At 57.8% G+C, this 26,615-nt stretch carries 21 protein-coding genes, 2 tRNA genes and 3 rRNA genes; 9 read left to right on the top strand and 17 right to left on the bottom strand.

Annotated features, from left to right (window positions below; genetic code table 11):
• Positions 1-59 precede the first annotated feature (59 nt).
• Complete coding sequence (parE, locus tag DKK66_RS11105) at positions 60-2,030, bottom strand: DNA topoisomerase IV subunit B (protein ID WP_370303002.1); 1,971 nt, start codon at positions 2,028-2,030, stop codon at positions 60-62.
• Positions 2,031-2,163: 133 nt separating this feature from the next.
• Positions 2,164-2,730, bottom strand: coding sequence for an RNA pyrophosphohydrolase (locus DKK66_RS11100; RefSeq protein ID WP_045848710.1), 567 nt, complete (start codon positions 2,728-2,730; stop codon positions 2,164-2,166).
• 200 nt (positions 2,731-2,930) lie between these two features.
• Between DKK66_RS11100 and DKK66_RS20595 the strand changes: the two genes are divergently transcribed.
• The 4 genes from DKK66_RS20595 to pssA all read left to right on the top strand — a co-directional run bounded on the left by DKK66_RS20595 (position 2,931) and on the right by pssA (position 7,234).
• Entirely contained in the window at positions 2,931-3,065 is a 135-nt protein-coding gene (locus tag DKK66_RS20595) for a hypothetical protein (protein ID WP_255434112.1), read from the top strand.
• 63 nt (positions 3,066-3,128) lie between these two features.
• On the top strand, positions 3,129-4,457 hold the full coding sequence (locus tag DKK66_RS11095) for a glutamine synthetase family protein (RefSeq protein WP_131358023.1): 1,329 nt from the start codon (positions 3,129-3,131) through the stop codon (positions 4,455-4,457).
• Positions 4,458-4,467: 10 nt separating this feature from the next.
• On the top strand, positions 4,468-5,784 hold the full coding sequence (locus DKK66_RS11090) for an FAD-binding oxidoreductase (protein WP_131358020.1): 1,317 nt from the start codon (positions 4,468-4,470) through the stop codon (positions 5,782-5,784).
• A gap of 109 nt (positions 5,785-5,893) precedes the next feature.
• On the top strand, positions 5,894-7,234 hold the full coding sequence (pssA, locus tag DKK66_RS11085) for a CDP-diacylglycerol--serine O-phosphatidyltransferase (RefSeq protein ID WP_131358017.1): 1,341 nt from the start codon (positions 5,894-5,896) through the stop codon (positions 7,232-7,234).
• 209 nt (positions 7,235-7,443) lie between these two features.
• On the opposite strand, the gene rrf is transcribed toward pssA, so the two are convergent.
• The 15 genes from rrf to DKK66_RS11010 form a co-directional block, all read right to left on the bottom strand.
• Positions 7,444-7,558: ribosomal RNA gene (gene rrf / locus DKK66_RS11080) — 5S ribosomal RNA — on the bottom strand.
• Between the two features lie 231 nt (positions 7,559-7,789).
• Positions 7,790-10,676: ribosomal RNA gene (locus tag DKK66_RS11075) — 23S ribosomal RNA — on the bottom strand.
• Positions 10,677-10,957: 281 nt separating this feature from the next.
• Positions 10,958-11,033 (bottom strand) — tRNA-Ala (locus tag DKK66_RS11070).
• A gap of 4 nt (positions 11,034-11,037) precedes the next feature.
• Positions 11,038-11,114 (bottom strand) — tRNA-Ile (locus DKK66_RS11065).
• Positions 11,115-11,178: 64 nt separating this feature from the next.
• A 16S ribosomal RNA gene (locus DKK66_RS11060) occupies positions 11,179-12,714 on the bottom strand.
• Together the 16S, 23S and 5S rRNA genes with 2 tRNA genes alongside form the textbook arrangement of a ribosomal RNA operon.
• Before the next feature lie 479 nt (positions 12,715-13,193).
• Positions 13,194-13,556, bottom strand: a complete 363-nt coding sequence (gene trxA, locus DKK66_RS11055) for a thioredoxin (RefSeq protein ID WP_045848204.1) — start codon at positions 13,554-13,556, stop codon at positions 13,194-13,196.
• A 154-nt stretch (positions 13,557-13,710) separates the two neighbouring features.
• Positions 13,711-14,058, bottom strand: coding sequence for a 5-carboxymethyl-2-hydroxymuconate Delta-isomerase (locus DKK66_RS11050; RefSeq protein ID WP_131358014.1), 348 nt, complete (start codon positions 14,056-14,058; stop codon positions 13,711-13,713).
• A gap of 1 nt (position 14,059) precedes the next feature.
• Positions 14,060-15,010, bottom strand: coding sequence for a class I SAM-dependent methyltransferase (locus DKK66_RS11045; protein ID WP_045848173.1), 951 nt, complete (start codon positions 15,008-15,010; stop codon positions 14,060-14,062).
• Between the two features lie 117 nt (positions 15,011-15,127).
• Positions 15,128-15,652, bottom strand: coding sequence for a pantetheine-phosphate adenylyltransferase (gene coaD, locus DKK66_RS11040; protein ID WP_045848205.1), 525 nt, complete (start codon positions 15,650-15,652; stop codon positions 15,128-15,130).
• Between the two features lie 179 nt (positions 15,653-15,831).
• The gene (locus DKK66_RS11035; RefSeq protein WP_131360966.1) at positions 15,832-16,803 is read right to left on the bottom strand and encodes a peptide ABC transporter ATP-binding protein; all 972 of its coding nucleotides are present in this window, start codon (positions 16,801-16,803) and stop codon (positions 15,832-15,834) included.
• Complete coding sequence (locus DKK66_RS11030; protein WP_062790234.1) at positions 16,803-17,774, bottom strand: ABC transporter ATP-binding protein; 972 nt, start codon at positions 17,772-17,774, stop codon at positions 16,803-16,805. Before DKK66_RS11030 ends, DKK66_RS11035 begins: the two co-directional genes overlap by 1 nt.
• A gap of 10 nt (positions 17,775-17,784) precedes the next feature.
• On the bottom strand, positions 17,785-18,708 hold the full coding sequence (locus DKK66_RS11025; RefSeq protein ID WP_193394093.1) for an ABC transporter permease subunit: 924 nt from the start codon (positions 18,706-18,708) through the stop codon (positions 17,785-17,787).
• Between the two features lie 17 nt (positions 18,709-18,725).
• On the bottom strand, positions 18,726-19,754 hold the full coding sequence (locus tag DKK66_RS11020; RefSeq protein WP_062790237.1) for an ABC transporter permease subunit: 1,029 nt from the start codon (positions 19,752-19,754) through the stop codon (positions 18,726-18,728).
• 434 nt (positions 19,755-20,188) lie between these two features.
• On the bottom strand, positions 20,189-21,787 hold the full coding sequence (locus tag DKK66_RS11015) for an ABC transporter substrate-binding protein (RefSeq protein WP_062790240.1): 1,599 nt from the start codon (positions 21,785-21,787) through the stop codon (positions 20,189-20,191).
• A 174-nt stretch (positions 21,788-21,961) separates the two neighbouring features.
• Positions 21,962-23,083, bottom strand: a complete 1,122-nt coding sequence (locus DKK66_RS11010; RefSeq protein ID WP_131358011.1) for a beta-ketoacyl-ACP synthase III — start codon at positions 23,081-23,083, stop codon at positions 21,962-21,964.
• 349 nt (positions 23,084-23,432) lie between these two features.
• Between DKK66_RS11010 and iscR the strand changes: the two genes are divergently transcribed.
• The 5 genes from iscR (at position 23,433) to hscB (ending at position 26,573) form a co-directional block, all read left to right on the top strand.
• The gene (iscR, locus tag DKK66_RS11005; protein ID WP_045848180.1) at positions 23,433-23,927 is read left to right on the top strand and encodes a Fe-S cluster assembly transcriptional regulator IscR; all 495 of its coding nucleotides are present in this window, start codon (positions 23,433-23,435) and stop codon (positions 23,925-23,927) included.
• Between the two features lie 27 nt (positions 23,928-23,954).
• Positions 23,955-25,172 (top strand): IscS subfamily cysteine desulfurase, encoded by a 1,218-nt coding sequence (locus DKK66_RS11000; protein WP_045848181.1) that lies wholly within the window; start codon positions 23,955-23,957, stop codon positions 25,170-25,172.
• A 68-nt stretch (positions 25,173-25,240) separates the two neighbouring features.
• On the top strand, positions 25,241-25,624 hold the full coding sequence (gene iscU, locus DKK66_RS10995) for a Fe-S cluster assembly scaffold IscU (protein WP_045848182.1): 384 nt from the start codon (positions 25,241-25,243) through the stop codon (positions 25,622-25,624).
• A gap of 12 nt (positions 25,625-25,636) precedes the next feature.
• Positions 25,637-25,960, top strand: a complete 324-nt coding sequence (gene iscA, locus DKK66_RS10990; protein ID WP_045848183.1) for an iron-sulfur cluster assembly protein IscA — start codon at positions 25,637-25,639, stop codon at positions 25,958-25,960.
• Between the two features lie 79 nt (positions 25,961-26,039).
• Positions 26,040-26,573 carry a Fe-S protein assembly co-chaperone HscB gene (gene hscB / locus DKK66_RS10985; RefSeq protein ID WP_131358007.1) on the top strand — a complete coding sequence of 178 codons (534 nt, stop codon included), beginning with the start codon at positions 26,040-26,042 and terminating at the stop codon, positions 26,571-26,573.
• Positions 26,574-26,615: the final 42 nt, after the last annotated feature.

Raw genomic sequence — 26,615 nt, 5'->3', positions numbered from 1 at the left:
ACAAAGGGGACCCGCAGGTCCCCTTTTGCATTGCCCATCAACGCCACACAGCAGCTGGCTCAGATATCGGCTTCCACCTCGTTACCCTTGGCTTCCATCCAGCTACGGCGGCTGGAAGCCTCGCCCTTGCCCATCAGCATGACAAAGGTGGACAGGGTTTGCGCCATTTCACCCGGACGCACCTGCACCCGCGACAGGCGGCGGGTATCCGGATTCATGGTGGTGTCCTTCAGCTGTTCCGGGTTCATCTCGCCCAGACCTTTGAAGCGGGAAATGCCCCAGCTGCCTTCGCGCACATTCTCACTGCGCAGACGGTCCAGAATGGCATTGAGCTCGCCCTCGTCCAGCGCGTAAATCTTGCGTGGCGGACGGTTCTTGCCCGAACCCGGCACATCCACGCGGAACAGCGGCGGCTGCGCGATGTAGATATTGCCGTTTTCGATCAGGCGCGGGAAATGGCGGAAGAACAAGGTAAGCAACAGCACCTGGATGTGCGAGCCGTCCACGTCGGCATCGGACAGGATGGCAATCTTGCCGTAACGCTGGCTGGACAGGTCCGGGTGATCATCCGGCCCGTGCGGGTCCACGCCGATGGCAACGGAAATATCGTGGATTTCCGCATTGGAAAACAGCTGATCCTTGTCGGTTTCCCAACTGTTGAGCACCTTGCCGCGCAAAGGCAGGATGGCCTGGTATTCCTTGTCGCGCGCCAGCTTGGCCGAGCCACCGGCAGAGTCCCCCTCTACCAGGAACAGCTCGTTGCGTTCGATGTCTTCGCTTTCGCAATCAGTCAGCTTGCCCGGCAACACGGCTACGCCGGAGCCTTTTTTCTTTTCCACCTTCTTGACTGACTTCAGACGCGACTGCGCCTGGCGAATGGCCAGTTCGGCAATCTTCTTGCCCGCTTCCACATTCTGGTTCAGCCATAGCTCCACCGGATCGCGCGACAGGCTGGAAATCAGTTTCAGCGCATCACGGCTGGTAAGCTTGTCCTTGGTCTGGCCCTGGAATTGCGGGTCCAGCACGCGGGCCGACAACACGAAGCGCACCCGGCTCCACACGTCTTCCGCCATCAGCTTGACGCCACGCGGCAGCAGGTTGTGGTGGTCGATGAAGCTCTTCACCGCATCAAACACGCCTGCACGCAAACCTGCTTCGTGGGTGCCGCCGGACGGGGTGGGAATCAGGTTGACATAGCTCTCGCCGCTGGCGCCGTCTTCAAACCAGGCCATCGCCCACTGCACGCCTTCGCCCTTGGCAAATTGCTCGTGGTCGTCACCGATATAGGCCTCGGCGGCAAACAGCGGCGCAATCGGCTCATCGCCGTTGCACAGCTCGGCCAGATAGCTCTTCAGGCCCTGCGGGTACTGCCATACCTTGACCTCGTCGCCACTGGGCTTCTCAACGGTCAGCGATACCGCCACGCCGGGCAGCAACACCGCCTTGGCGCGCAGCAGGCGCTCCAGTTCCGGCAAGGAATAACGCGGGCTTTCAAAATACTTGCCATCCGGCCATACCCGCACCCGGGTGCCGCTGGTGCGCGGGCCGCAGTCGCCAACGCGGGCCAGGGGTTCGATCACATCACCGCCGGAAAACACCAGGCGGTGCACGCCACCCTCGCGCTTGACCTCGACTTCCAGCCGGGTAGACAAGGCATTGGTCACCGACACACCTACGCCATGCAGGCCACCGGAGAAGGCATAGGCACCGCCATCCTTCTTGTTGAACTTGCCGCCGGCATGCAGCCGGGTGAATACCAGCTCCACCACCGGCACGCCTTCTTGCGGATGCAGGCCTACGGGAATACCGCGGCCATCGTCTTCCACCGACAAGGAACCATCCTGATGCACGGTAACGGCAATCTTGCGGGCATAGCCGCCCAGCGCCTCGTCAGCCGCGTTATCAATCACTTCCTGACAGATATGGGTGGGGTCGGTGGTGCGGGTGTACATGCCCGGCCTTTCCTTGACCGGCTCCAGCCCCTTGAGCACTCGTACCGAAGATTCGTCGTACTGTTGAGTCATAAATATATCGTCGCCTGTAGCGGCCCTGTGCGCAGGGCCTGCCTGGTGATGTCACCATCCCCGCAGGGATGGCCATGATGCTCAAACGGCAGCCCAGGGCCGCCGCTTGCTAGATGGGTGAAGCAAACCGCCAGGCGGTTCAGTGATCCTGCTGCGGGCCCGGCAGACCTTCGGCCAGCGGCGCCGCCTTGGCCGGCTGGCGCATGCGCTGCAGGAAGGCGTCGTAGCTTTCCATTCCCTTGAGGAAACGGGACAGCTCGGTCAGCGCGCGGATATACACATCACGCTTGAACTCGATGACGGCATCCACCGGTGCCCAGTAATCATTCCAGCGCCAGCCATCGAACTCCGGATGGCTGCTGGCACGCAGGCAGACGTCGCAGTCGCGCCCGGTCAGCCGCAACAGGAACCAGATCTGCTTCTGCCCCTTGTAGCTGCCACGCCATTCGCGGCGCACCCAGTTGCTGGGCACTTCGTAACGCAGCCAGTCGCGGGTTCGCCCCACAATCTTGACATGTTGCGGCAACAGCCCGACTTCCTCCAGAAGCTCGCGGTACATTGCCGCTTCCGGACTTTCGCCCGGCTTGATGCCTCCTTGCGGAAATTGCCAGGAATGTTCGCGTACCCGCTTGCCCCAGAACACCTCATTTTTTCCGTTGATGAGGATGATTCCGACATTGGGGCGATATCCGTCCCGGTCCAGCATGAAAAAAACCTGCAATTCGTCTAGTTGACCGAATTTTTGCACATTTCGACAGCTCTTGCCATGCGCCTGACGCGAGGCACAAGCTGCGATTCCACCACACTGGCTTTACCCGGGCATGAAATAAATTGACGCTGCAGGGCAAAGGCGTTTAAAAATCCAGCACAACAACTGTTTCACTCCACACGGAAAACCAAGCGACCATGCCCGTCCATTCACCCATCGCCATGCGCCATGCACTGCCTGCTGCAGTGTCGGTGCCGTGCGCCTGGGTCAATCCGACCGCCCTGTCGCTGGGCTTTTTCATCCAGCCATTCACTGCAGTCGGTCACCGCTAGCGTCTTGCCGTTTTACCCGCCCAAAGGGCGGCTCTCGACAAATCAACGCACAAGGACCCCTTCATGCACACTTCTGCAGAATGGCTGCATCAGCACGGCATTCGTCATGTCGAATGCCTGTTTTCCGACATCACCGGTAGCGCACGCGGCAAGATTCTCCCCGCCAGCAGCGTGGCCAGCGGCAGCGAATTGCGCTTCTCCCAGGTAGGCCTGATGCAAAGCATCACCGGCGACTGCCTGCAAGAGCTGGTTCCCGAACTGGACCCGGACATGGTGCTGCACCCCGACTACAGCACACTGCGCCGCCTGCCCTGGTGTCGCGAACCCACGGCCATGCTGATTCACGACTGCCATCACGAGGACGGCAGCCTGGTGGAATTTGCACCGCGCAATGTGCTGCGCCGCGTACTCGAGCGCTACCGTGCACAGGGGCTGACGCCGGTAGTTGCACCGGAGATGGAGTTTTACCTGTTCGCACGGCGCCAGGGGCTGGATGAGGCACCTCAAGCCCCGGCCTGCTACGGCAAGGCCAGCGACAGCCTGCGCCAACCCTATGCACTGGACCGGCTGCACGACCTGGAAGCCGTGCTGGAAGACATCCGCCATGGCTGCGAGCTGCTGGGCATCGGCGCCGACACCCTGCTGCAGGAAGTCGGTTGCGGGCAGCTGGAAATCAATCTGCAACACGGCGATGCACTGGCTCTGGCCGACCAGGCCTTCCTGTTCAAGCGCATGGTGCGCCACGCTGCATCACGCCATGGTCTGGAAGCCTGCTTCATGGCCAAGCCGCTGGCCAACGATGCCGGTAGCGCCATGCATATCCATCAGAGCCTGATCCATGCCGACAGCCAGCGAAATGCCTTCTCGCAGGACAATGGCCAGCCTGCCGCGCGCTTTGCCCACTATATCGGCGGCCTGCAGCGCTATCTGCCCGATGCCCTGCTGCTGCTTGCCCCTTACGTGAATTCCTATCGCCGGCTGGCACCGTTCACCGCAGCGCCCATCAATGTGGAATGGGGCCATGACAATCGCACCTGCGGGCTACGTGTTCCACATAGCGGCCCGCAGGCACGCCGGGTGGAAAACCGGCTGCCGGGCGTGGATGCCAACCCCTATCTCGCTCTGGCCACCACCCTGGCCTGCGGTTTGCTTGGCATGCAACAGGAACTGGAACCAAGCGCCCCACTCGATTGCAGCGCCTATGGCCGGCCCTATGCCTTTGCCCGCACGCAGCTGGAAGCCATCGAACGACTGGCTGGCAATCAGGCACTGGCAGAATTACTGGGACCGCACTTTGTTGCAAGCTATTGTCAGCTCAAGCTGAGCGAATGGCAGGCATTCAACCAGACCGTAACAGCCTGGGAATACCGCCATCTGCTTGGTCAGGCGTGAAAGAGGCCAGATGAAACGCGAACATGCACCCCATCTCAGTCAGTTTGACGGACATCACGTCAACTCCTGGTACGCCGCCAGTGCTCCCCAGCGCGAACGCTACCCGGTGCTGGGTGAAGTGATGCGCTGCGATGTTTGCGTGGTGGGGGCGGGACTGACCGGATTGTCAGCCGCCCTTACCCTGGTGGAAAAGGGCTTGTCGGTAGCCGTACTGGAAGGTGCTCTGGTGGGCTTTGGTGCATCCGGACGCAATGGCGGGCAAATCCTGCATGGTTTTGCTGCCCCGTTCCGGGCCTTCGAGCAGCAATTGGGTACCCGTGCCGCCCGCCAATGCTGGGAAGCCTCGCTGGACGGACTGGCGCTGATTGCCAATCGCATTCACCAGCACCACATCGACTGTGATTTGCGCTGGGGTTTTCTCACCACCGCCAGCAATCGCCACCAGCATCAGCAGTTACGCAAACAACTGTCGACGCTGCACAGCTGTGGCTACCACGATGCACAATGGCTGGAAGGCAAGGAACTGGCAGAGCAGATCAACTCACCCGTCTATACCGCTGCGCTGCACGACAGCGGTTGCGGCCACCTGCATCCACTGAAATATGCACAAGGGCTGGCACGAGCGGCATCCCGCGCCGGTGTCAGGCTGTTCGAACACAGTCCGGTCACGTCCATTGACGAGGACAGGCTGGGGCTGCAAATCGGCACACCCGGCGGCTGGATCCGGGCGGACAAGATGGTACTGGCCTGCAATGTCGATATCGGAGCACTGCAACCGCAGCTGCGTCGCAGCATCCTGCCGGTTGAGTCGCACATCCTCGCCACCGCCCCGCTTACAGCCGAACACGCCGCCAGCTTGCTACCCGAAGGCGCAGCAGTTTGCAGCAGTGACAAGCTGCTCGACTACTTCCGCCTGACGCCAGACCACCGCCTGCTGTTTGGCGGGCGCACCAGCCGGCCCTATGCGCAACGACAAGCGCTGATTGCGGATCGGAAGGCCCGCATGGTCAGCATTTTCCCCAGCCTCAACAACAGCCCGATCGACTACGCCTGGAGTGGGCACGTGGATATTGGCCCGGCCCGTCTGCCCCAGATTGGCCGTCAGGGACAGCGCGTCTACCATGCGCAGGGCTTTGCCGGACATGGGCTGGCCTTCACCGGTGTGGCCGGACAGATGATTGCCGAAGCCATTGCCGGAGACCTGGGCCGCTTTGACATCTTCAACAAGCTGTATGCCCACCCGCTACCGCTGCCGGCCTCCATGGAGGAAAGCCTGATCCGGCTGGGCAGCCTGTATTACCGCCTGCGCGATGCGCTAGGTTTCTAGACATCATGCAGCCAGGACTTGCGCCACAACAGACCTCAGGCAGCTGCATCCCCCAAAACAGGCAAACGATGCTAGGATGCCCCGATCAACTGTTTTACGCGTAATTCACATGGCATTTCTACTTTCCCGTCCTTCCCTGGAGCGTCTGCCACGCTTTGCGCTGACGGCCAGCGATTTTGCTTCCCTGCCATCTGCCGCCGACTTCCGCCAGACGCTGCTGAGCAAACTGGATTGCGCGCAACAGCGCATTTATATAGCGGCACTCTATCTGGAACAGGACGAAGCCGGACAGGAAATACTGGCCGCCATCTTTGCGGCCAAACAGCGCAATCCGGCACTGGATGTACGCATTCTGGTGGACTGGCATCGTGCGCAACGTGGCCGCATTGGTGAGAGCAATGCCAGCTGCAATGCCGCCTGGTATCGGAAAGAGGCCAGCCTGCATGCGGTAGAAGTACCGATCTATGGCGTCCCGACCCAAACGCGGGAACTGTTCGGCGTTCTGCACCTGAAAGGCTTCATCATTGATGACCTGGTGATTTACAGCGGTGCCAGCCTCAACAATGTCTACCTGCACAAGCAGGACAAATACCGCTTCGACCGTTACCACCTGATTCAGAACATGGCACTGGCAGACTGCATGGCCAGTTTCATGCTGCAACACATCTGCAATGACGAAGCGGTATTCCGGCTCGACAAACCGGTCCCGGCCACGCGCAGCATTCGCAAGGAAATCCGTGCCTTTCGTGGCCGTCTGGAACAGGCCCACTACCACCTGCCGCGACAACAGGTCAGCCAGCAAGGCATGGGGGTCACACCGATTGTCGGCCTGGGCAAGGGCAATGCGCTGAACCGGCTCATCCTGCAGCTGATTGCTCATGCCCAGCACCGCCTGGTCATTTGCACACCTTACTTCAACTTCCCCATGGCCGTGCTGCGCGCCATCAACCGTGCACTACGGCGTGGCGTTGAAGTCACCATCATCGTGGGCGACAAGACCGCGAATGATTTTTTCATTCCCGAGTCCGAGCCATTCAAGCTGATCGGTGCCCTGCCCTATCTGTACGAAATGAATCTGCGCCGCTTCGCCAAGCGCCGTCAGGCCCAGATCGAAAACGGCAAGCTCAATCTGTGCCTGTGGAAAGATGGTGACAACAGCTATCACCTCAAAGGCATGTGGTGTGATGCACGGCACATCCTGCTGACCGGCAACAACATGAACCCGCGAGCCTTCCGACTGGATCTGGAAAACGCCTTGCTGATCCACGATCCGGAACAACAGCTGCAAGCCCAAAGCCATGCAGAGCAGCAACATATCCTGCAGCACACCACCCGCATCCATCACTACCGCCAACTGGAAAGTGTGCGCAGCTACCCGCTCAAGGTCCGCACCATCCTCACCAGGCTGAGTCGGGTACGTATCGACCGCATGCTCAACCTAATGCTGTAAGGCAAAAAATTGCCGGCACCAATGCAAAAAGCCACCCCAGGGTGGCTTTTTGTTTGACTCTGCACGCTATCGGGGCCGCAAGTTACCCGCAATTTTCCTCATGATCAGTACCAAATGATCAGTACCAATCCACTAGCATGACACATAGCCGTTACCCGGTGCCGAAATGCACAAAGCCCAGCTCGTGTGAGCTGGGCTTCGAAGGGGGAGTCTGGCAGTGTCCTACTTTCACATGGCGAATGCCACACTATCATCGGCGCTAAGGCGTTTCACGGTCCTGTTCGGGATGGGAAGGCGTGGGACCACCTCGCTATGGCCACCAGACATAAACTGTCAACAAACTTGAAGAAGCCTTGTGGGGAGTAGGGAGTGGGGAATAGAGAGTTGTCTCTGCCCGCTCTTGTCCTGCTCTCCGTTCCGGGTGCGTGTCGTAAGGCAGGATTTCATTCCCCACTCCCTACTCTCCACTCCCGTATTAATTAGTATCTTGGATCTTTGATCGCGTCGCACATTCACTATCCATCCGGTCTCGGTTTCCCAAGCCACTCAAATGATAGGATCAAGCCTCACGAGCAATTAGTATCGGTTAGCTTAACGCCTCACAGCGCTTCCACACCCGACCTATCAACGTCCTGGTCTCGAACGACTCTTCAGGAGGGTCAAGCCCTCAGGGAAGTCTCATCTTCAGGCGAGTTTCGCGCTTAGATGCTTTCAGCGCTTATCTCTTCCGAACTTAGCTACCCGGCAATGCCACTGGCGTGACAACCGGTACACCAGAGGTTCGTCCACTCCGGTCCTCTCGTACTAGGAGCAGCCCCCGTCAAACTTCCAACGCCCACTGCAGATAGGGACCAAACTGTCTCACGACGTTTTGAACCCAGCTCACGTACCACTTTAAATGGCGAACAGCCATACCCTTGGGACCGGCTACAGCCCCAGGATGTGATGAGCCGACATCGAGGTGCCAAACACCGCCGTCGATGTGAACTCTTGGGCGGTATCAGCCTGTTATCCCCGGAGTACCTTTTATCCGTTGAGCGATGGCCCTTCCATTCAGAACCACCGGATCACTATGTCCTGCTTTCGCACCTGCTCGACTTGTCGGTCTCGCAGTTAAGCTACCTTTTGCCATTGCACTATCAGCACGATTTCCGACCGTACCTAGGTAACCTTCGAACTCCTCCGTTACACTTTGGGAGGAGACCGCCCCAGTCAAACTGCCTACCATGCACTGTCCCCAATCCGGATAACGGACCAAGGTTAGAACCTCAAAGGGGTCAGGGTGGTATTTCAAGGTCGGCTCCACAGGAACTAGCGTCCCTGCTTCAAAGCCTCCCACCTATCCTACACAAACCACTTCAAAGTCCAATGCAAAGCTACAGTAAAGGTTCACGGGGTCTTTCCGTCTAGCAGCGGGGAGATTGCATCTTCACAAACACTTCAACTTCGCTGAGTCTCAGGAGGAGACAGTGTGGCCATCGTTACGCCATTCGTGCGGGTCGGAACTTACCCGACAAGGAATTTCGCTACCTTAGGACCGTTATAGTTACGGCCGCCGTTTACTGGGGCTTCGATCAAGAGCTTGCACCCCATCACTTAACCTTCCAGCACCGGGCAGGCGTCACACCGTATACGTCCACTTTCGTGTTGGCACAGTGCTGTGTTTTTGATAAACAGTCGCAGCCACCGATTCTCTGCGACCTGTCGTAGCTCCCACCGCAGGGTGTTCACCACAACAGGCATACCTTCTCCCGAAGTTACGGTATCAATTTGCCGAGTTCCTTCTCCTGAGTTCTCTCAAGCGCCTTAGAATTCTCATCCTGCCCACCTGTGTCGGTTTGCGGTACGGTTCTTGTGTAGCTGAAGCTTAGTGGCTTTTCCTGGAAGCGTGGTATCAGTCACTTCAGGTCCGTAGACCCTCGTTATCACTTCTCGGCGTTAAAGAAGCGCGGATTTGCCTACCCTTCACGCCTACCGGCTTGAACGACCTATTCCAACAGGCCGCTGACCTAACCTTCTCCGTCCCCACATCGCACTACACAAAAGTACGGGAATTTTAACCCGTTTCCCATCGACTACGCTTTTCAGCCTCGCCTTAGGGGCCGACTCACCCTACGCCGATGAACGTTGCGTAGGAAACCTTGGGCTTTCGGCGAGCGGGCTTTTCACCCGCTTTATCGCTACTCATGTCAGCATTCGCACTTCTGATATCTCCAGCATCCCTTACGAGACACCTTCACAGACCTACAGAACGCTCCCCTACCATCTGCACTTACGTGCAAATCCGCAGCTTCGGTTATCAGTTTGAGCCCCGTTACATCTTCCGCGCAGGACGACTCGACCAGTGAGCTATTACGCTTTCTTTAAATGATGGCTGCTTCTAAGCCAACATCCTGGCTGTCTGGGCCTTCCCACTTCGTTTACCACTTAACTGATCATTTGGGACCTTAGCTGGCGGTCTGGGTTGTTTCCCTCTTGACGATGGACGTTAGCACCCACCGTCTGTCTCCCATGCTCGCACTTTCCGGTATTCAGAGTTTGCCATGGTTTGGTAAATCGCAATGACCCCCTAGCCATAACAGTGCTTTACCCCCGGAAGTGATACATGAGGCACTACCTAAATAGTTTTCGGGGAGAACCAGCTATCTCCGAGTTTGTTTAGCCTTTCACCCCTATCCACAGCTCATCCCCTAGTTTTGCAACACTAGTGGGTTCGGACCTCCAGTGCGTGTTACCGCACCTTCATCCTGGCCATGGATAGATCACTCGGTTTCGGGTCTACGCCCAGCAACTAAGACGCCCTATTCGGACTCGGTTTCCCTACGCCTCCCCTATGCGGTTAAGCTTGCTACTGAACGTAAGTCGCTGACCCATTATACAAAAGGTACGCAGTCACCCCTTGCGAGGCTCCCACTGTTTGTATGCATCCGGTTTTAGGTTCTATTTCACTCCCCTCCCGGGGTTCTTTTCGCCTTTCCCTCACGGTACTGGTTCACTATCGGTCGATCACGAGTATTTAGCCTTGGAGGATGGTCCCCCCATCTTCAGACAGGATTTCGCGTGTCCCGCCCTACTTTTCGTATGCTCAGTACCAAGAATGAAATTTCGTGTACGGGGCTATCACCCACTATGGCGGACATTTCCAGGTCCTTCCACTATCTCAATCTTTATCACATACAGGCTATTCCGCGTTCGCTCGCCACTACTGACGGAATCTCGGTTGATTTCTTTTCCTCGAGTTACTTAGATGTTTCAGTTCACTCGGTTCGCTTCCACGTACCTATGTATTCAGTACGGGATACCCTTGCGGGTGGGTTTCCCCATTCGGATATCGCGGGATCAAAGCTCTATTGCCAGCTCCCCCGCGCTTTTCGCAGGCTTACACGTCCTTCATCGCCTGTGATCGCCAAGGCATCCACCAGATGCACTTAGTCGCTTGACCCTATCATTTCAGTAACCTAGATTACCAATCCGACAGGATTGTGTTTGTGCGACATGTCACACCGCCCCTTTTGATATGGCGACATGACATTAGATACAATCAAATTCCCAAGATGACGATTTGTCCCACTTGCAGACTTAACTGCAGGTGTTTCATCTCGCCGTCTAATTAATTCGGCTTCTTCAGTTTGTTAAAGATCGGGCATTGTCTACACAACGCAAACAAAAATCCACGCAGCAATAAAACTCGCTGTGTGCGCTTTTGTTTGCACTGTAAGGTGGTGGTGGAGGATGACGGGATCGAACCGACGACCCCCTGCTTGCAAAGCAGGTGCTCTCCCAACTGAGCTAATCCCCCAAACTGGTGGGTCTGGAAGGACTCGAACCTTCGACCCCTGCGTTATCAACACAGTGCTCTAACCAGCTGAGCTACAAACCCAGTCAAACCCTTAAAATCTCGAATAACCGATAGGCTGTGAATACTTGACGATCGCCTTCTCTAGAAAGGAGGTGATCCAGCCGCAGGTTCCCCTACGGCTACCTTGTTACGACTTCACCCCAGTCATGAATCCCACCGTGGTAAGCGGCCTCCTTACGGTTAGCCTACCCACTTCTGGTGAAACTCACTCCCATGGTGTGACGGGCGGTGTGTACAAGACCCGGGAACGTATTCACCGCAGCATGCTGATCTGCGATTACTAGCGATTCCGACTTCACGCACTCGAGTTGCAGAGTGCGATCCGGACTACGATCGGTTTTATGAGATTGGCTCCACCTCGCGGCTTGGCTACCCTCTGTACCGACCATTGTATGACGTGTGAAGCCCTGGTCATAAGGGCCATGAGGACTTGACGTCATCCCCACCTTCCTCCGGTTTGTCACCGGCAGTCCCATTAGAGTGCTCAACTGAATGGTAGCAACTAATGGCAAGGGTTGCGCTCGTTGCGGGACTTAACCCAACATCTCACGACACGAGCTGACGACAGCCATGCAGCACCTGTGTTACAGCTCCCTTTCGGGCACCAATCCATCTCTGGAAAGTTCTGTACATGTCAAGACCAGGTAAGGTTTTTCGCGTTGCATCGAATTAATCCACATCATCCACCGCTTGTGCGGGTCCCCGTCAATTCCTTTGAGTTTTAACCTTGCGGCCGTACTCCCCAGGCGGTCAACTTCTCGCGTTAGCTACGCTACCAAGGATTCAAACCCCCAACAGCTAGTTGACATCGTTTAGGGCGTGGACTACCAGGGTATCTAATCCTGTTTGCTCCCCACGCTTTCGTGCATGAGCGTCAGTGTCATCCCAGGGGGCTGCCTTCGCCATCGGTATTCCTCCGCATCTCTACGCATTTCACTGCTACACGCGGAATTCTACCCCCCTCTGACGCACTCTAGCTGTGCAGTCTCCAATGCAGTTCCCAGGTTAAGCCCGGGGCTTTCACATCAGACTTACACAACCGCCTGCGCACGCTTTACGCCCAGTAATTCCGATTAACGCTTGCACCCTACGTATTACCGCGGCTGCTGGCACGTAGTTAGCCGGTGCTTATTCTTCAGGTACTGTCATCCCCCAGCGATATTAGCGCTAGGGATTTCCTCCCTGACAAAAGTCCTTTACAACCCGAAGGCCTTCTTCAGACACGCGGCATGGCTGGATCAGGCTTGCGCCCATTGTCCAAAATTCCCCACTGCTGCCTCCCGTAGGAGTCTGGGCCGTGTCTCAGTCCCAGTGTGGCGGATCATCCTCTCAGACCCGCTACTGATCGATGCCTTGGTGAGCCTTTACCTCACCAACTAGCTAATCAGACGTCGGCCGCTCGAATAGCGCAAGGTCTTGCGATCCCCTGCTTTCCTTCTCGAAGCGTATGCGGTATTAGCTATCCTTTCGGATAGTTATCCCCCACTACTCGGCACGTTCCGACGCATTACTCACCCGTTCGCCACTCGTCAGCGGAGCAAGCTCCCTGTTACCGTTCGACTTGCATGTGTAAAGCATGCCGCCAGCGTTCAATCTGAGCCAGGATCAAACTCTTCAGTTCAATCTCATAGCAAATTTCTGGCACGCAAGATCAAAGAATAAACAAGTACTTCTTGGACTGTTTACTTTCTCTCTCGCAGTGCAAGTGTGGCTTTCGCCAAGCACTCACACCTATCGGTTATTCTGTTTTTTAAAGAGCGGTGCAGGTCGCTGCGTTTCGTTTCCGTCGCTGCGTTGTCTGCTGAGGAGGCGAACTATACCGCCCTGCCCCACCCTCGTCAACACTTTGTGCGAAGAAATCTGCAGGTTTTGCCAAAATTCCGTCGCACAGACCGCTAAGTCACTGAACGGTAATGCTTTATGAAATGCGGGTTTCATGACTGTTTTGCTGCGGGTGCACAGCCAATGCTCGACTATCATCCCTTCCGGCACCGACCGGCGGTGAAAACTGACGCAAAAAGCTGGTCTCAGCACCGACACAGGCAGCAAAAAGCCCGGCTGGGCCGGGCTTTTTGCATGGCGTGCGTTCAAGCACGGTCATCATTCTTCTTGTGCGGCGATATCTGCCTTGACCTTTTCCATGTCGAGATCACGCAGTGCCTTGATCAACTCTTCCAGCTGCGCTGGCATCATCGCGCCAGCCTGGTTGAAGACGATGATGCCGTCTTTGAGCGCCATCAGGGTGGGGATGGAGCGGATCTGGAAATGGCCAGCCAGTTCTTGTTCTTCTTCAGTATTGATTTTGCCGAACACGATATCAGTGTGCTTGAGCGCAGCCGCTTCAAAGGTAGGGCCAAACATTTTGCAGGGGCCACACCATTCGGCCCAGAAATCCAGAATGACGATGCCGCCCTTGTCGACGGTTTCATTGAAACTGCTGCCGGTGATATTGATGGTGGCCATGCTGCGCTCCTTGCCGGTAACCGGCATGTATATATAGGTGGTAGCAGCAAGATGGGATGTGTGCTGGCTTTTACAAGAGCTGTGCGCCGGTTTGTGGCGGGTTCAGGCAGAAAAAAGGCTCACTGTTGTGAGCCTTCATGTTCTGCCAACGGTATTACAGCCAGCATTTGCGGTAGCTGTCGCGTTCCATCTGACAGACTTCCACGCAAAGCTGGGTGCCGGTGGGGCCTTGAATCTGTTGTTGCAGGACGGGCAGCAGGCTGTCGGACAGCTGTTGACGAGTGGGCAAGTCACGACCGCTCAGGATACGGAGTTGCAGGTGCACGAACGGAGCGCTACCCGGAGTGGTGCCGGTGAGCCAGTCTTGCAACAGGATGGCCCGGCTTTTGATGTCTTCTGCCTGGAACTGGCCGCTAGCCAGTAATGCCTGATTGATGGCCAGCAAGGTGGCGGGGACATCCAGTTGCAGCCCACTGCTGTATTGCATGATGACTTGTGGCATGTCAGCTGGCTTTCTTTTTCAGTTGGTAACACTGGTGGATCTTGCGGTTGCGGAAGTCTTCCGGCACGGACTGCCCGCTGATATCGCGGATGTGATAGTCCTCGGCCAGGCGTTCGTCCAGCACGAAGCTGCGCAGATTATTGGAGAAGTACAAGGTACCGCCCGGTGCCAGCAATGCCATGGCGTAGTCGATGAGCCAGACATGGTCGCGCTGGACGTCGAGGATGTCCTGCATTTTCTTGGAATTGGAGAAGGTGGGCGGGTCCATCACGATGAGGTCGAACTGCTTGCCCTCGTCCACCGCTTGCTCCAGATACTGGAATACGTCGGCACGCACCAGTTGATGGCGGGCGAGATCCAGTCCGTTCAGCTCGAAATTGCGGCGCGACCAGTCCTGATAGGTATTGGACATGTCGACGGTTTCCGAGCTGACTGCACCGCCGGCACCGGCGTAGACGGTGAAGCTGCCGGTATAGGCAAACAGATTGAGAAAGCGCTTGCCCGCGGCTTCTTCACGCACGCGTTTGCGGGTGTTGCGGTGATCAAGGAACAGGCCGGTGTCCAGATAGGCATCCAGATTGACGATGAAGCGCTGGCCGAATTCGTGCACGATGAAGTCATCGCCCAGCTTGCCCACTTTTTCGTACTGGCTGACGCCCTTCTGGCGACGGCGGCTTTTCAGGGTGATGGCGGATTCATCGCGGCCAGTGACTACCGCGATGGCAGCCATGATGGCGGCAATCCATTGCTGGTAGACATCGTCTTCCATTTCCCAGCCGGTGTCGTACTCCTGCAGATGCACCCGGTCACCGTACAGGTCTACCGCCAGCGGAAACTGCGGTACGTCCTTGTCGTAGACACGCCAGGCATCCAGCCCCTGGCGGGAGGCCCACTTGGCGTAGTGCTTGTAATTTTTCTGCAGCCGGTTGGCAAAGGCGGAGACATCGACCATAACATTCCTTGGCGACAGCAGCCGGTGTGGCACTGCCGGGTAATTCATTCGGACAAAAACAAAACGCGCGCCAGCATAAGCGACCGGCGCGCGCATCAGCAAGTCCTGCCTGACCGCCTATTCCGGCTGGTACATGGCGATCAGCTTGCGATAGACCGGCTCGGGCAGATACTGGCGGATCATGTTTTGCCAGCCACGCGGACCGACCAAGCCCTTGACCATGGTGGAGGACACTTCGGCATATTCCCGCGGCGGCAGCAGGAAGATGGTGGTGATGTCCGGGTGCAGGTCGGAATTGATATAACGCATGGTGCGTTCGTATTCGTAGTCGCTGGCGGTGCGAATACCGCGAATGATGTAGTTGGCACCAATGCTCTGGGCGTAGTTCACCAGGAACTGGTTTTCGAATACATCGACCCGCAGCTTGTTGAAACCACGCGTAACGGCACGCAGCATCTCGACGCGTTCGTCAACACTGAAGGTACAGTGCTTTTCCGGGTTCACGCCGACTGCCACGATGAGTTCGTCGAACAGCTCTACGGCTTCGCGAATCATCCACAAGTGACCGTTGGTGACCGGGTCGAAACTTCCGGCATACACGGCTCTTTTCACTTCTCGTTTTCCTTTGGATGTGTGTGCCATGGCGACTGTATCGTGCAGTAGTGGGAGGGTAAAGGCATTTTTGTTGCGCTGCGCCAAAAATGCGGCATAACAGTAGGGTTTTGCGTCATTTACATCATGATTGCAGAACATTCTGGTGCAAGAAGCAAGAAAGGCCGACAAAAAGCCGGCCCTTGTCATGAAAACCGCACCGGAATGGGTCAGCTGTTGATGTTTTCAGCGTGATGGCAGGCCACCATGCGCTCATCCAGCGCACGCAGTTCCGGCACTTCCTGCTGGCAACGCTCGTTGGCAAACGGGCAGCGCTTGTGGAAGGTGCAGCCGGACGGCGGATTCAGCGGGCTGGGCAATTCGCCATGGATCTTGATCTTGACGCGCCGGTCTTCCGGATGGATGGAAGGCGTGGCGGACAACAAGGCCTGGGTATAAGGATGCAGCGGTCGGGAATAGATCTTTTCCTTGGCACCCACTTCCACCGCACGGCCCAGATACATCACCATCAAGTCGTCAGCCACATGCTCCACCACTGCCAGATTGTGCGAGATGAACACATAGGCGGTGTTGAACTCTTCCTGCAGATCCATGAACAGGTTGAGCACCTGGGCCTGGATGGAAACGTCCAGCGCCGAGGTGGGCTCATCCGCCACCACGATCTTGGGGTTGAGCATCATGGCGCGGGCAATGGCGATACGCTGGCGCTGGCCACCGGAGAACATGTGCGGGTAGCGGTAGTAATGTTCCGGACGCAAACCAACCCGCGTCATCATGGCGCGCACGCGCTCTTCGCGCTCGCTGGCAGACAGGCTGGTATTGATGTCCAGCGGCTCGCCCAGCTGGGTGCCGATCTTCTGGCGCGGGTTGAGCGAGGCGTAGGGGTTCTGGAACACCATCTGCACCTTGGTGCGCATGGCTTTCAGTTCGGCCTTGCCGGCCGTGGCGGCATCCTGCCCGTCCAGCAGCAGCGAACCGGAAGTCGGCGGCTCGATCAGCGTCAGCTGGCGTGCCAGCGTGGACTTGCCACAGCCGGATTCGCCCACCACTGCCAGCGTCTTGCCAGCCTGCAATTCAAACGATACGCCGTTCAGCGCCTTGACCTGTGCCGACGGCTTGAGAAAACCCTGGGCCACATCGTAATAACGGGTGAGGTCCCGTGCCTGCAATACGGTACTCATCATGCCTCCTTGGCCGTAATCGGGTAGTGGCAGCGTACGACGCCACCGTCAATGGCGGTCAGGCCCGGTCGCTGGGCCTTGCACTTGTCCTGGACATAGGGACAGCGCGGAGACAACAGGCAGCCGCTTGGCCGGTCGTACTGTCCCGGCACGATGCCAGGCAGGGTGGACAGGCGATGCGCGCCCTTGCTGTGTTCCGGAATGGACTTGAGCAACGCCTCGGTATACGGATGAGTCGGGGTACGGAAGATGCCCGGCACCTTGGCCATTTCCGCCACTTGCCCTGCATACATCACCGCCACCTTGTGCGCCACTTCGGCCACCACGGCCAGGTCATGGGTAATCATGATCAGGGCCATGTTCTGGCTTTTCTGCAGATTGACCAGCAAGTCCATGATTTGCGCCTGGATGGTCACATCCAGTGCGGTGGTGGGCTCGTCGGCAATCAGCAGCTTGGGATTACAGGCAATGGCCATGGCAATCACCACGCGCTGGCTCATGCCACCGGACAACTGGTGCGGATAGGCATTCAGCCGGCTGGCCGCCGCCGGGATTTCCACCATTTCCATCAGTTCCAGCGCGCGCTGTTTCAGTGCGGCACCACGCAGTCCCTGGTGGATTTTCAGCACTTCCATGATCTGGTAACCCACGGTGTAGCTGGGGTTGAGCGAGGTCATCGGGTCCTGGAAGATCATGGCGATATCCTTGCCGACGATCTTGCGACGCTCGCGCGCCGAGATGGTGAGCAGATTCTTGCCATCAAATTGCAGGGTATCCGCCACAATGCGGCCCTGCCCTTCCAGCAGGCCCATCATGGCCATCATGGTGACTGACTTGCCCGAACCGGATTCGCCGACGATGCCGACGATTTCGCCCTGATTGACGCTCAGGTCCAGTCCTTCCACTGCGCGGAAGGGATTCTTTTCCGAACCGAACTCCACCGAGAGGTTCTTGATTTCCAGCAGACTCATACTTCCCTCCTCAGGCGGCGCGCTTCAGTTTCGGGTCCAGCGCATCGCGCAGGCCGTCACCCATCAGGTTGATGGCCAGTACCGACAGCAAAATGGTGAGACCAGGCAGCGACACCACCCACCAGGCACGTTCGATGTAATCACGGGCCGAGGCCAGCATGGTGCCCCACTCCGGCGTAGGCGGTTGCACGCCCAGGCCCAGAAAGCCCAGTGCGGCAATTTCCAGAATGGCCGAGGAGAAGCTCATGGTGGCATGCACGATCAAGGGAGCCATGCAGTTGGGCAGCACGGTGTTGAACATCAGACGGAACAGGCCGGCACCGGACACGCGCGAAGCGGTGACGTAGTCGCGGTTCAGTTCGGTCATGGCCGAAGCACGGGTCAGTCGCACATAGGCAGGCAGGGATACCGTGGCAATGGCAATCATGGCATTGAGCAGGCCCGGCCCCAGGATGGCCATGATGGCCACCGCAAGCAGCAGGGACGGCAAGGCCATCATGATGTCCATTACCCGCATGATCACGCCGCCCAGCACCTTGGGAAAGAAGGCCGCCAGCAGACCCAGCACCACGCCGGGCACCATGGCCAGCAACACCGAGCACAGGCCGATGAACAGCGACAGGCGTGCACCGTAGATCAGGCGTGACAGGATGTCGCGGCCCAGCTCATCGGTACCCAGCAGGAAGGCACTGGAGCCGCCATCCAGCCAGGCCGGCGGCGTCAGCAGATGGTCGCGGTATTGCTCGATCGGGCTGTACGGTGCCACCAGCGGAGCCAGCACGGCACACAGCACCACGATGCTCATGAAGATCAGGCCGGCAACCGCGCCCTTGTTATAGGAAAAACCCTGCCAGAATTCCTTGAGTGGCGAGGGATAGTTGACTGCCGCATCTTCAGCGGGCACGGCAGCGTTCTGCATGTTTGCATTAGTCATGTCGATACCTGCAAGCGTTATTTGGCGTGGCGGATGCGCGGGTTGGCAACACCGTACAGAATGTCCACCAGGAAGTTGGTGATGATCACCAGCGTGGCCACGATCAAGATGCCGTTTTGCACCACCGGGTAGTCACGGCGGCTGATGGCGTCGATCAGCCACTTGCCGATGCCGGGCCAGGAGAAGATGGTTTCGGTCAGCACCGCACCACCCATCAGCGTGCCCACTTGCAGGCCGATCACCGTCAGCACCGGAATCAGCGCATTGCGCAGGGTGTGGACAAAAATCACCCGCGCCGGCGACAGGCCCTTGGCCCGTGCGGTACGCACATAGTCTTCACGCAGCACTTCCAGCATGGAAGAACGGGTCATCCGTGCAATCACCGCCAGCGGGATGGTGCCCAGCACGATGGCAGGCAGGATCAGATGCATCAGCGCATCCTTGAAGGCACCGGCATTGGCAGACGGATCGGCCGCTTCGGCCAGCCAGGTGTCGATCAGCATGAAACCGGTGCGCGGCGTGATGTCGAAGGCCAGGTCCAGCCGCCCGGAAACCGGCGTCCAGCCCAGCTTGACCGAGAAGAACATGATAAGGATGAGGCCCCACCAGAAAATCGGCATGGAAAAGCCGGTGAGCGAAATGCCCATCACGCCATGGTCGAAGATGGAGCCGCGCTTGATGGCGGCAATCACCCCGGCCAGCAGGCCGAACACCACGGCAAAGGCCATGGCGGCCAGTGCCAGTTCCAGCGTGGCGGGGAACAGGGTCTTGAACTCGGTCCACACGCTGGTTTTGGTCACCAGCGACTCACCCAGATTGCCATGCAGCAAATTGCCGATGTAGTCGACGTACTGCGCGTACAACGGCTTGTCCAGCCCAAGGCGGTGCATGGCATCTGCATGCATTTGCGGGTCGAGTGTGCGCTCACCCACCATGACTTCCACCGGGTCGCCGGGGATCATGCGGATAAGGCCGAAGGTGAGCAAGGTAATGCCGAAGAACGTGGGAATCAGCAAACCCAGCCTGCGGAAAATGAAAGACAACATACGTACTTCTCCCGTGTATCCGGCCTGCTTTACAGCATGGCAGACGGACACCTTTATTTCAGACCCAGATCGTGGATGGGAATGTCATGAAAACCGGCAAGGAAAAAGCAGCAGGACAGCAGAAGGGAAGCGCGGAGGTGTCGGGCCGAAGACGCCAGCTGAACCACCCACCTACATCAGCTACGCCTTCGCCGCGACGGAGTGAACGATATCACCCGGCGGCAAGCATGCCTTTGATGCAGGTCAAGCCTGTCGCCATGTGGTGATGGCGCAAGACTGTATCACTTCCGGTATGCACTGCCGATGCTGCATGGCCAGCCCTGCCGGCGCCACCGCTCTTGCTCTGATGACAGGATGCGGTAGTGTTTCATGCAAAACATCGGGGGCTTGCGCCCCCGATGCCAAAGACCTCCTGGCAAGGAGGTCGGACTTGCTTACTTGACGCTGACGCCGTAGAAGGAGTTCAGGCCGAACGGGCTGACCTTGAAGCCAAGCACCGACTTGGACATCGGCTGTACCACGGTGGAGTGGGCAATGGTGGTGAAAGGCAGCTGCTGTTTGTAGATTTCCTGTGCCTTCATGTACAGCTTGGTGCGCTCGGCCACATTGGTGGTGCGCTTGGCTTTTTGCAGCAGGTCTTCAAACGGCTTGTAGCACCACTTGGCAAAGTTGTTGCCGTTCATGGCTTCGCAGCCCAGCTGGGTGCCCAGCCAGTTGTCCGGATCACCATTGTCACCGGTCCAGCCGATCAGCATGGCATCATGCTCGCCAGCCTTGGCGCGCTTGATGTACTCGCCCCATTCGTAGGTGGTGATCTTGGCCTTGACGCCGATCTTGGCCCAGTCAGCCTGTACCATTTCGGCCATCAGCTTGGCATTGGGGTTGTACGGACGCTGTACCGGCATCGCCCACAGGGTGATGTCGAAGCCATTCGGGTAGCCAGCCTTGGCCAGCAGGGCCTTGGCTTTTTCCACGCTGTACGGCGCATCCTTCAGGCTCTTGTTGTAGGACCACTGGGTCGGCGGCATCGGGTTGGTGGCAGCCTGGCCAGCACCCTGATACACGGCGTCGATGATGGCTTTCTTGTTGACAGCCATGTCCAGCGCCTGGCGCACTTCCAGTTTTTCCAGCGGCTTGTGCTTCACGTTGTAGGCCAGGTAGCCCAGGTTGAAGCCGGCTTGGGAAATCACGTTCAGCTTGCTGTCGGCCTTCATCGCGGCGATGTCGGTCGGACGCGGGTAAGCGGTAATCTGGCACTCGCCAGCCTTCAGCTTCTGGTAGCGCACGGACGGGTCGGTGGTGATGGCAAACACCAGGTTATCCACTTTCGGGCCATCCGCCTTGTCCCAGTACTGCTTGTTGGCAGCAAAGCGGATCTGGGAATCCTTCTGGTAGCGCTTGAAGATGAAGGGGCCGGTACCAACCGGTTGCTGGTTGATCAGCTGCGGGGTGCCTGCCTTCAACAGCTTGTCGGCATATTCGGCCGACTGGATGGAGGCAAAGCTCATCGCCAGGTTCTGCAGGAAGGCCGCGTCGATGCTCTTCAGCGTGAACTTGACGGTATTGGCATCCAGCTTTTCCACCTTGGTGATGTTCTCATCCATGCCCATATCGGTGAAATACGGGAATTCGGTCGGATAAGCCTTGCGGAAGGCGTTGTTCTTGTTGAGCATGCGGTCGAAGGTGAACACCACGTCGTCCGCATTGAAGTCGCGCGTCGGCTTGAAGTAGTCAGTGGTCTGAATCTTCACGCCCTTGCGCAGATGGAAGGTGTAGGACAGACCGTCGGCAGCCACATCCCATTTCTCAGCCAGGCCCGGTACCACCTTGGTACCGCCGCGCTGGAATTGTACCAGGCGGTTGAATACGGTTTCGGCAGAGGCATCAAAGTCGGTGCCCGTGGTGTACTGACCCGGGTCGAAACCCGCCGGGCTGCCCTCGGAGCAATATACGAGCGTTCCTGCAGCTTGTGCAGCCATCGAGGCCGAGGCGATCAGGCCGGCGGCCAGCAGCATTTTCTTTGCAGCTTGCATTGTTCTTCCTTTTCCTTGTGTACGACTTTGTGTCTTGTTCGATCTTCTGTATCTCACAGCAAACCTTGTGGGTCTGCATTGGTGGAATACATTAGGCAGTGAGGTCTGGTTTGACAAGCATCCTGCCTCATTTTCGCTTTTATGCTTCCTGCGGCAGGCCGACAAGGGCAAAAACTAGCACTTTTTAACCACAACACTGCCCACCGAGTAGCCCGCGCCAAAGGACGAAATCACGCCAACATTACCTTTACTCATACCAGCTCGTCGCAAATGGAATGCGATGATGGAACCGGCCGAGCTGGTATTGGCATAGCGGTCCAGAATGACTGGTGCCTCCTGCTCGGTGGCATCACGCCCCAGCACGCGACGGGCTATCAGCTGATTCATCGCCAGATTGGCCTGATGCAGCCAGAAGCGGCTGACCTGCTGCGGCTGGATATCCAGGCTTTCCAGATGTTGCACGATATGCTCGCCCACCATCGGACATACTTCCTTGAACACCTTGCGGCCCTGCTGCACAAACAGTTTGTCGACCTGACCAATCCCCTGCTCGTCACAACGGTTCAAAAAGCCGAAGTTATTGCGGATATTGTTGGAAAACACGGTGGCCAGACGGGTACCCAGAATCTCGAACTGCTCGGACGAGGTGGCCGATTCGGCAGCTTCCAGCACCAGCGCGGTGCAGGCATCACCAAAAATGAAATGGCTGTCGCGGTCGCGGAAGTTGAGGTGGGCCGAGCAGATTTCCGGGCTGATCACCAGCACGGCGCGCGCCTGGCCGCTCTGGATGGCATTCACCGCAGTCTGGATGCCGAAGGTAGCGGACGAGCAGGCCACATTCATATCGAAGGCATAGCCCTGCACTCCCAGCGCCTGCTGGATTTCAATGGACACCGCCGGGTAGGGACGCTGCATGTTGGAACAAGCCACCAGCACCATGTTGATATCAGCAGCTGTCTTGCCAGCTTGCGCCAGCGCGGCCGTAGCCGCGGCAACGCCCATCTCGGCCTGGATGGACAGCACATCATTGCTGCGCTCAGGCAGGTAAGGCGTCATGCGCGCCGGATCCAGCACCCCGTCCTTGTCCATCAGGAAACGCTGCTTGATACCGGATGCCTTCTCGATGAATTCCGCACTGGATTCGGCCAGCGCCGCCACGGTTCCGGCCGCAATTTCAGCCGCATGTGCCGCATTCCAGCTGGCAACATATTGATTGAAAGCGACGACCAGTTCTTCGTTGCTGACAGCGTGCGGCGGCGTGAACAAGCCGGAGCCGCTGATGACCACTTTCTTCATTTCCCTGTCTCTCTCTGACAAAGACACCGCCTGTGGCAAGTGGCCGGCACTGCGCGCGTGCCAGCGCACACCAATGCCCACATGCAACAGGCGGTACCTGTGATGGCACCCATGTAAACGGGCGTTTGCTTGAATGATACACCAAGCTGCGCGCTGCCCTGCAATTAAAGCCCCCGGCTCTTGATAAACCTAGTAAAATGCTCAACTTTGCCTTTGTCCAGCTGCTTCTGGCCCGACGCATGCAGCATGTTCCTGTCCGCTTGGCGCACATCAGATGCGCGATTAATAGTTGACAAAATTAGTCGGGAATTGGGTATAATCAGCTTAACCACCCACCGGAGTAAAAAACATGCGTCTCACTACCAAAGGCCGCTTTGCGGTTACCGCCATGCTGGACCTGGCCATGCGTGAAGCCAATGGCCCGGTAACCCTGGCCGGCATCAGCGAGCGCCAGAGCATTTCCCTTTCCTACCTGGAACAGTTGTTCGGCAAACTGCGCCGTTCCGAACTGGTAGACAGCGTACGCGGCCCTGGCGGCGGTTATACCCTGGCTCGCATCCCTGCCGATATTTCCGTGGCCGACATCATTGCCGCCGTGGACGAGCCGGTTGATGCCACCCAGTGCGGCGGCCGCGAAAACTGTCACGACAATCACCGCTGCATGACCCACGACTTGTGGACCAACCTGAACGCCACCATTTTCGACTACCTGGCCAAGGTCACCCTGGGCAGCCTGGTTGAAAAGCAGCGCGCCAAGGAAGCAGCGGCCAAAGAAAACAATGTAATGCAGGACAAGCGCGAAAGCAGCCCCCGTATGACTGCCTCCGCCTCCAGCGCACTGTAAGCGCACCGCATCCCCGGAGAATTGATAATGAGTCAGCTCAAGCTTCCCATCTACCTCGACTATTCCGCTACTACCCCGGTTGATCCCCGTGTTGCCGCGAAGATGATTCCCTATCTGACCGAGCAGTTCGGCAACCCGGCCTCGCGCAGCCACAGCTTTGGCTGGACGGCGGAAGAGGCGGTAGAGAATGCGCGGGCAGAAGTGGCCAAGCTTTTGAATGCCGACCCCAAGGAAATTGTCTGGACCTCCGGTGCCACCGAGTCCGACAACCTGGCCATCAAGGGCGCAGCCCAGTTCTACAAGAGCAAGGGCAAGCACATCATCACCGTCAAGACCGAACACAAGGCGGTGCTGGATACCTGTCGCGAACTGGAACGCCAGGGCTTCGAGGTGACTTATCTGGGGGTGCAGGAAAACGGCCTGATCGACATTGAAGAATTCAAGGCGGCCATCCGTCCGGACACCATTCTGGTGTCGGTGATGTACGTCAACAATGAAATCGGCGTGATCCAGGACATTCCGCAAATCGGCGAAATCTGCCGTGAAAAAGGCATCATCTTCCACGTGGACGCCACCCAGGCACCGGGCAAGGTGAAGATGGACATGAATGTGCTGAAGGTGGACCTGATGAGCCTGTCGGCCCACAAGGCCTACGGCCCGAAGGGTATCGGTGCACTGTATGTGCGTCGCAAGCCGCGCGTCCGTCTGGAAGCCCAGATGCACGGCGGTGGCCACGAACGCGGTTTCCGCTCCGGCACCCTGCCGACGCACCAGATTGTCGGTATGGGCGAAGCCTTCCGCCTGGCCCGTGAAGAAATGGACAGCGAGAGCGAACGCATCCGCATGCTGCGCGATCGCCTGTGGAACGGCATCAAGGACATGGAAGAGGTGTACATCAACGGCGATATCGACCAGCGTGTACCGCACAACCTCAATGTCAGCTTCAACTTTGTTGAAGGTGAAAGCCTGATCATGGCGATCAAGGACCTGGCTGTTTCCAGCGGTTCGGCCTGTACTTCGGCTTCGCTGGAGCCGTCCTACGTGCTGCGCGCCCTGGGCCGCAACGACGAAATGGCACACAGCTCCATCCGCTTTACCCTGGGCCGCTTCACCACCGAAGAAGAAATCGACTTCGCCATTGCGCTGTTGAAAGATAAAATCGGCAAATTGCGCGAACTGTCCCCGCTGTGGGAAATGTTCAAGGAAGGCGTGGACCTGAATTCGGTACAGTGGGCCGCCCACTGAACTATCAATGATTTTGCGGGAGTAACTGGCTCAGGACAGCCGGGCTCCCGCCAGCAGGAGAGAGAGTCATGGCATACAGCGACAAACTGATGGATCACTACGAAAACCCGCGCAATGTGGGCTCGTTCGAAAAGGGTGATGACACCGTAGGCACCGGCATGGTGGGCGCACCGGCCTGTGGCGACGTGATGAAGCTGCAGATCAAGGTAAACGCCGATGGCGTGATTGAAGACGCCAAGTTCAAGACCTACGGCTGCGGCTCGGCCATTGCCTCGTCTTCCTTGGTGACCGAATGGGTCAAGGGCAAGTCGCTGGATGAAGCCATGGCCATCAAGAACACCGCCATTGCCGAAGAACTGGCCCTGCCGCCGGTAAAGATTCACTGCTCCATCCTGGCAGAAGACGCCATCAAGGCCGCAGTGAGCGACTACAAGCAAAAACACGGCAAGTAAGGAGCTTCGGACATGGCCATCACCCTTTCTGCTAGTGCAGCCAATCACGTCAGCCAGTTCATTGCCAAGCGTGGCAAGGGCCTGGGCATCCGTCTGGGGGTGAAAACCTCCGGCTGCTCCGGCATGGCTTACAAGCTGGAGTTTGTTGATGCCGCCACCGATGACGACATCACCTTCGAAAGCCATGGCGTGACGGTATTCACCGATGCCAAAAGCCTGGCCTACCTGGATGGCACCGAACTGGACTACACCAAGGAAGGGCTGAACGAAGGCTTCAAGTTCAACAACCCCAACGTGAAGAACGAATGTGGTTGTGGCGAAAGCTTCAACGTCTGATTGCCAGACTAGCCCACCTGCGCCGGGCTGCCACCAGTGGCGGCCCGGTTGTCACCCTGCAGTCCAGTAGCCCAAGGCCATGACTACCGAATTCTCCCAGGACTTCTTTCAGCTGTTCGGCCTGCCGCGCCGCTTTGTGCTGGATAGCCAGCAACTCGAACAATCCTGGCGCGCCGCCGCCGCCACCGTCCATCCAGACCGTTACGCCAGCAGCCCCGATGCGGAAAAACGCATGGCGCTGATGCAGGCCACCCGGGTGAACGAAGCCTATCAAACCCTGAAAAGCCCGCTGCGCCGCGCCCGTTACCTGCTGTCCCTGCAAGGCCGCGACACCCAGGAAGAAACCAACACCAGCATGCCGGTGGATTTCCTGATGGCGCAGATGGAATGGCGGGAAAGCATCGAAGAAGCGCGCGACGACAGCAATGTCGAAGCACTGGAAGCCCTGTCCGCCAGCTTGCGTCAGGAAAACCGCGCACTGGTGGCGGAACTGGCCAGCGCACTGGATGAAGCGGGTGATTTGGACGCCGCCGCCCTGATGGTGCGAAAATTGCGCTTTCTGGAAAAACTGGACCAGGAAATCGGCGACGCCATTGAAACCCTGCTGGGCTGAACCGCCATCCCTGTGCACCTGATGTTAACGCTCACGCGACAA

Source organism: Aquitalea sp. USM4, assembly GCF_004328945.1.
In the GTDB taxonomy this organism is placed as follows: Bacteria; Pseudomonadota; Gammaproteobacteria; order Burkholderiales; family Chromobacteriaceae; genus Aquitalea; species Aquitalea pelogenes.
The sequence above is the reverse complement of the archived record's forward strand: the minus strand, read 5'-3'. Positions and strand labels throughout refer to the sequence as shown.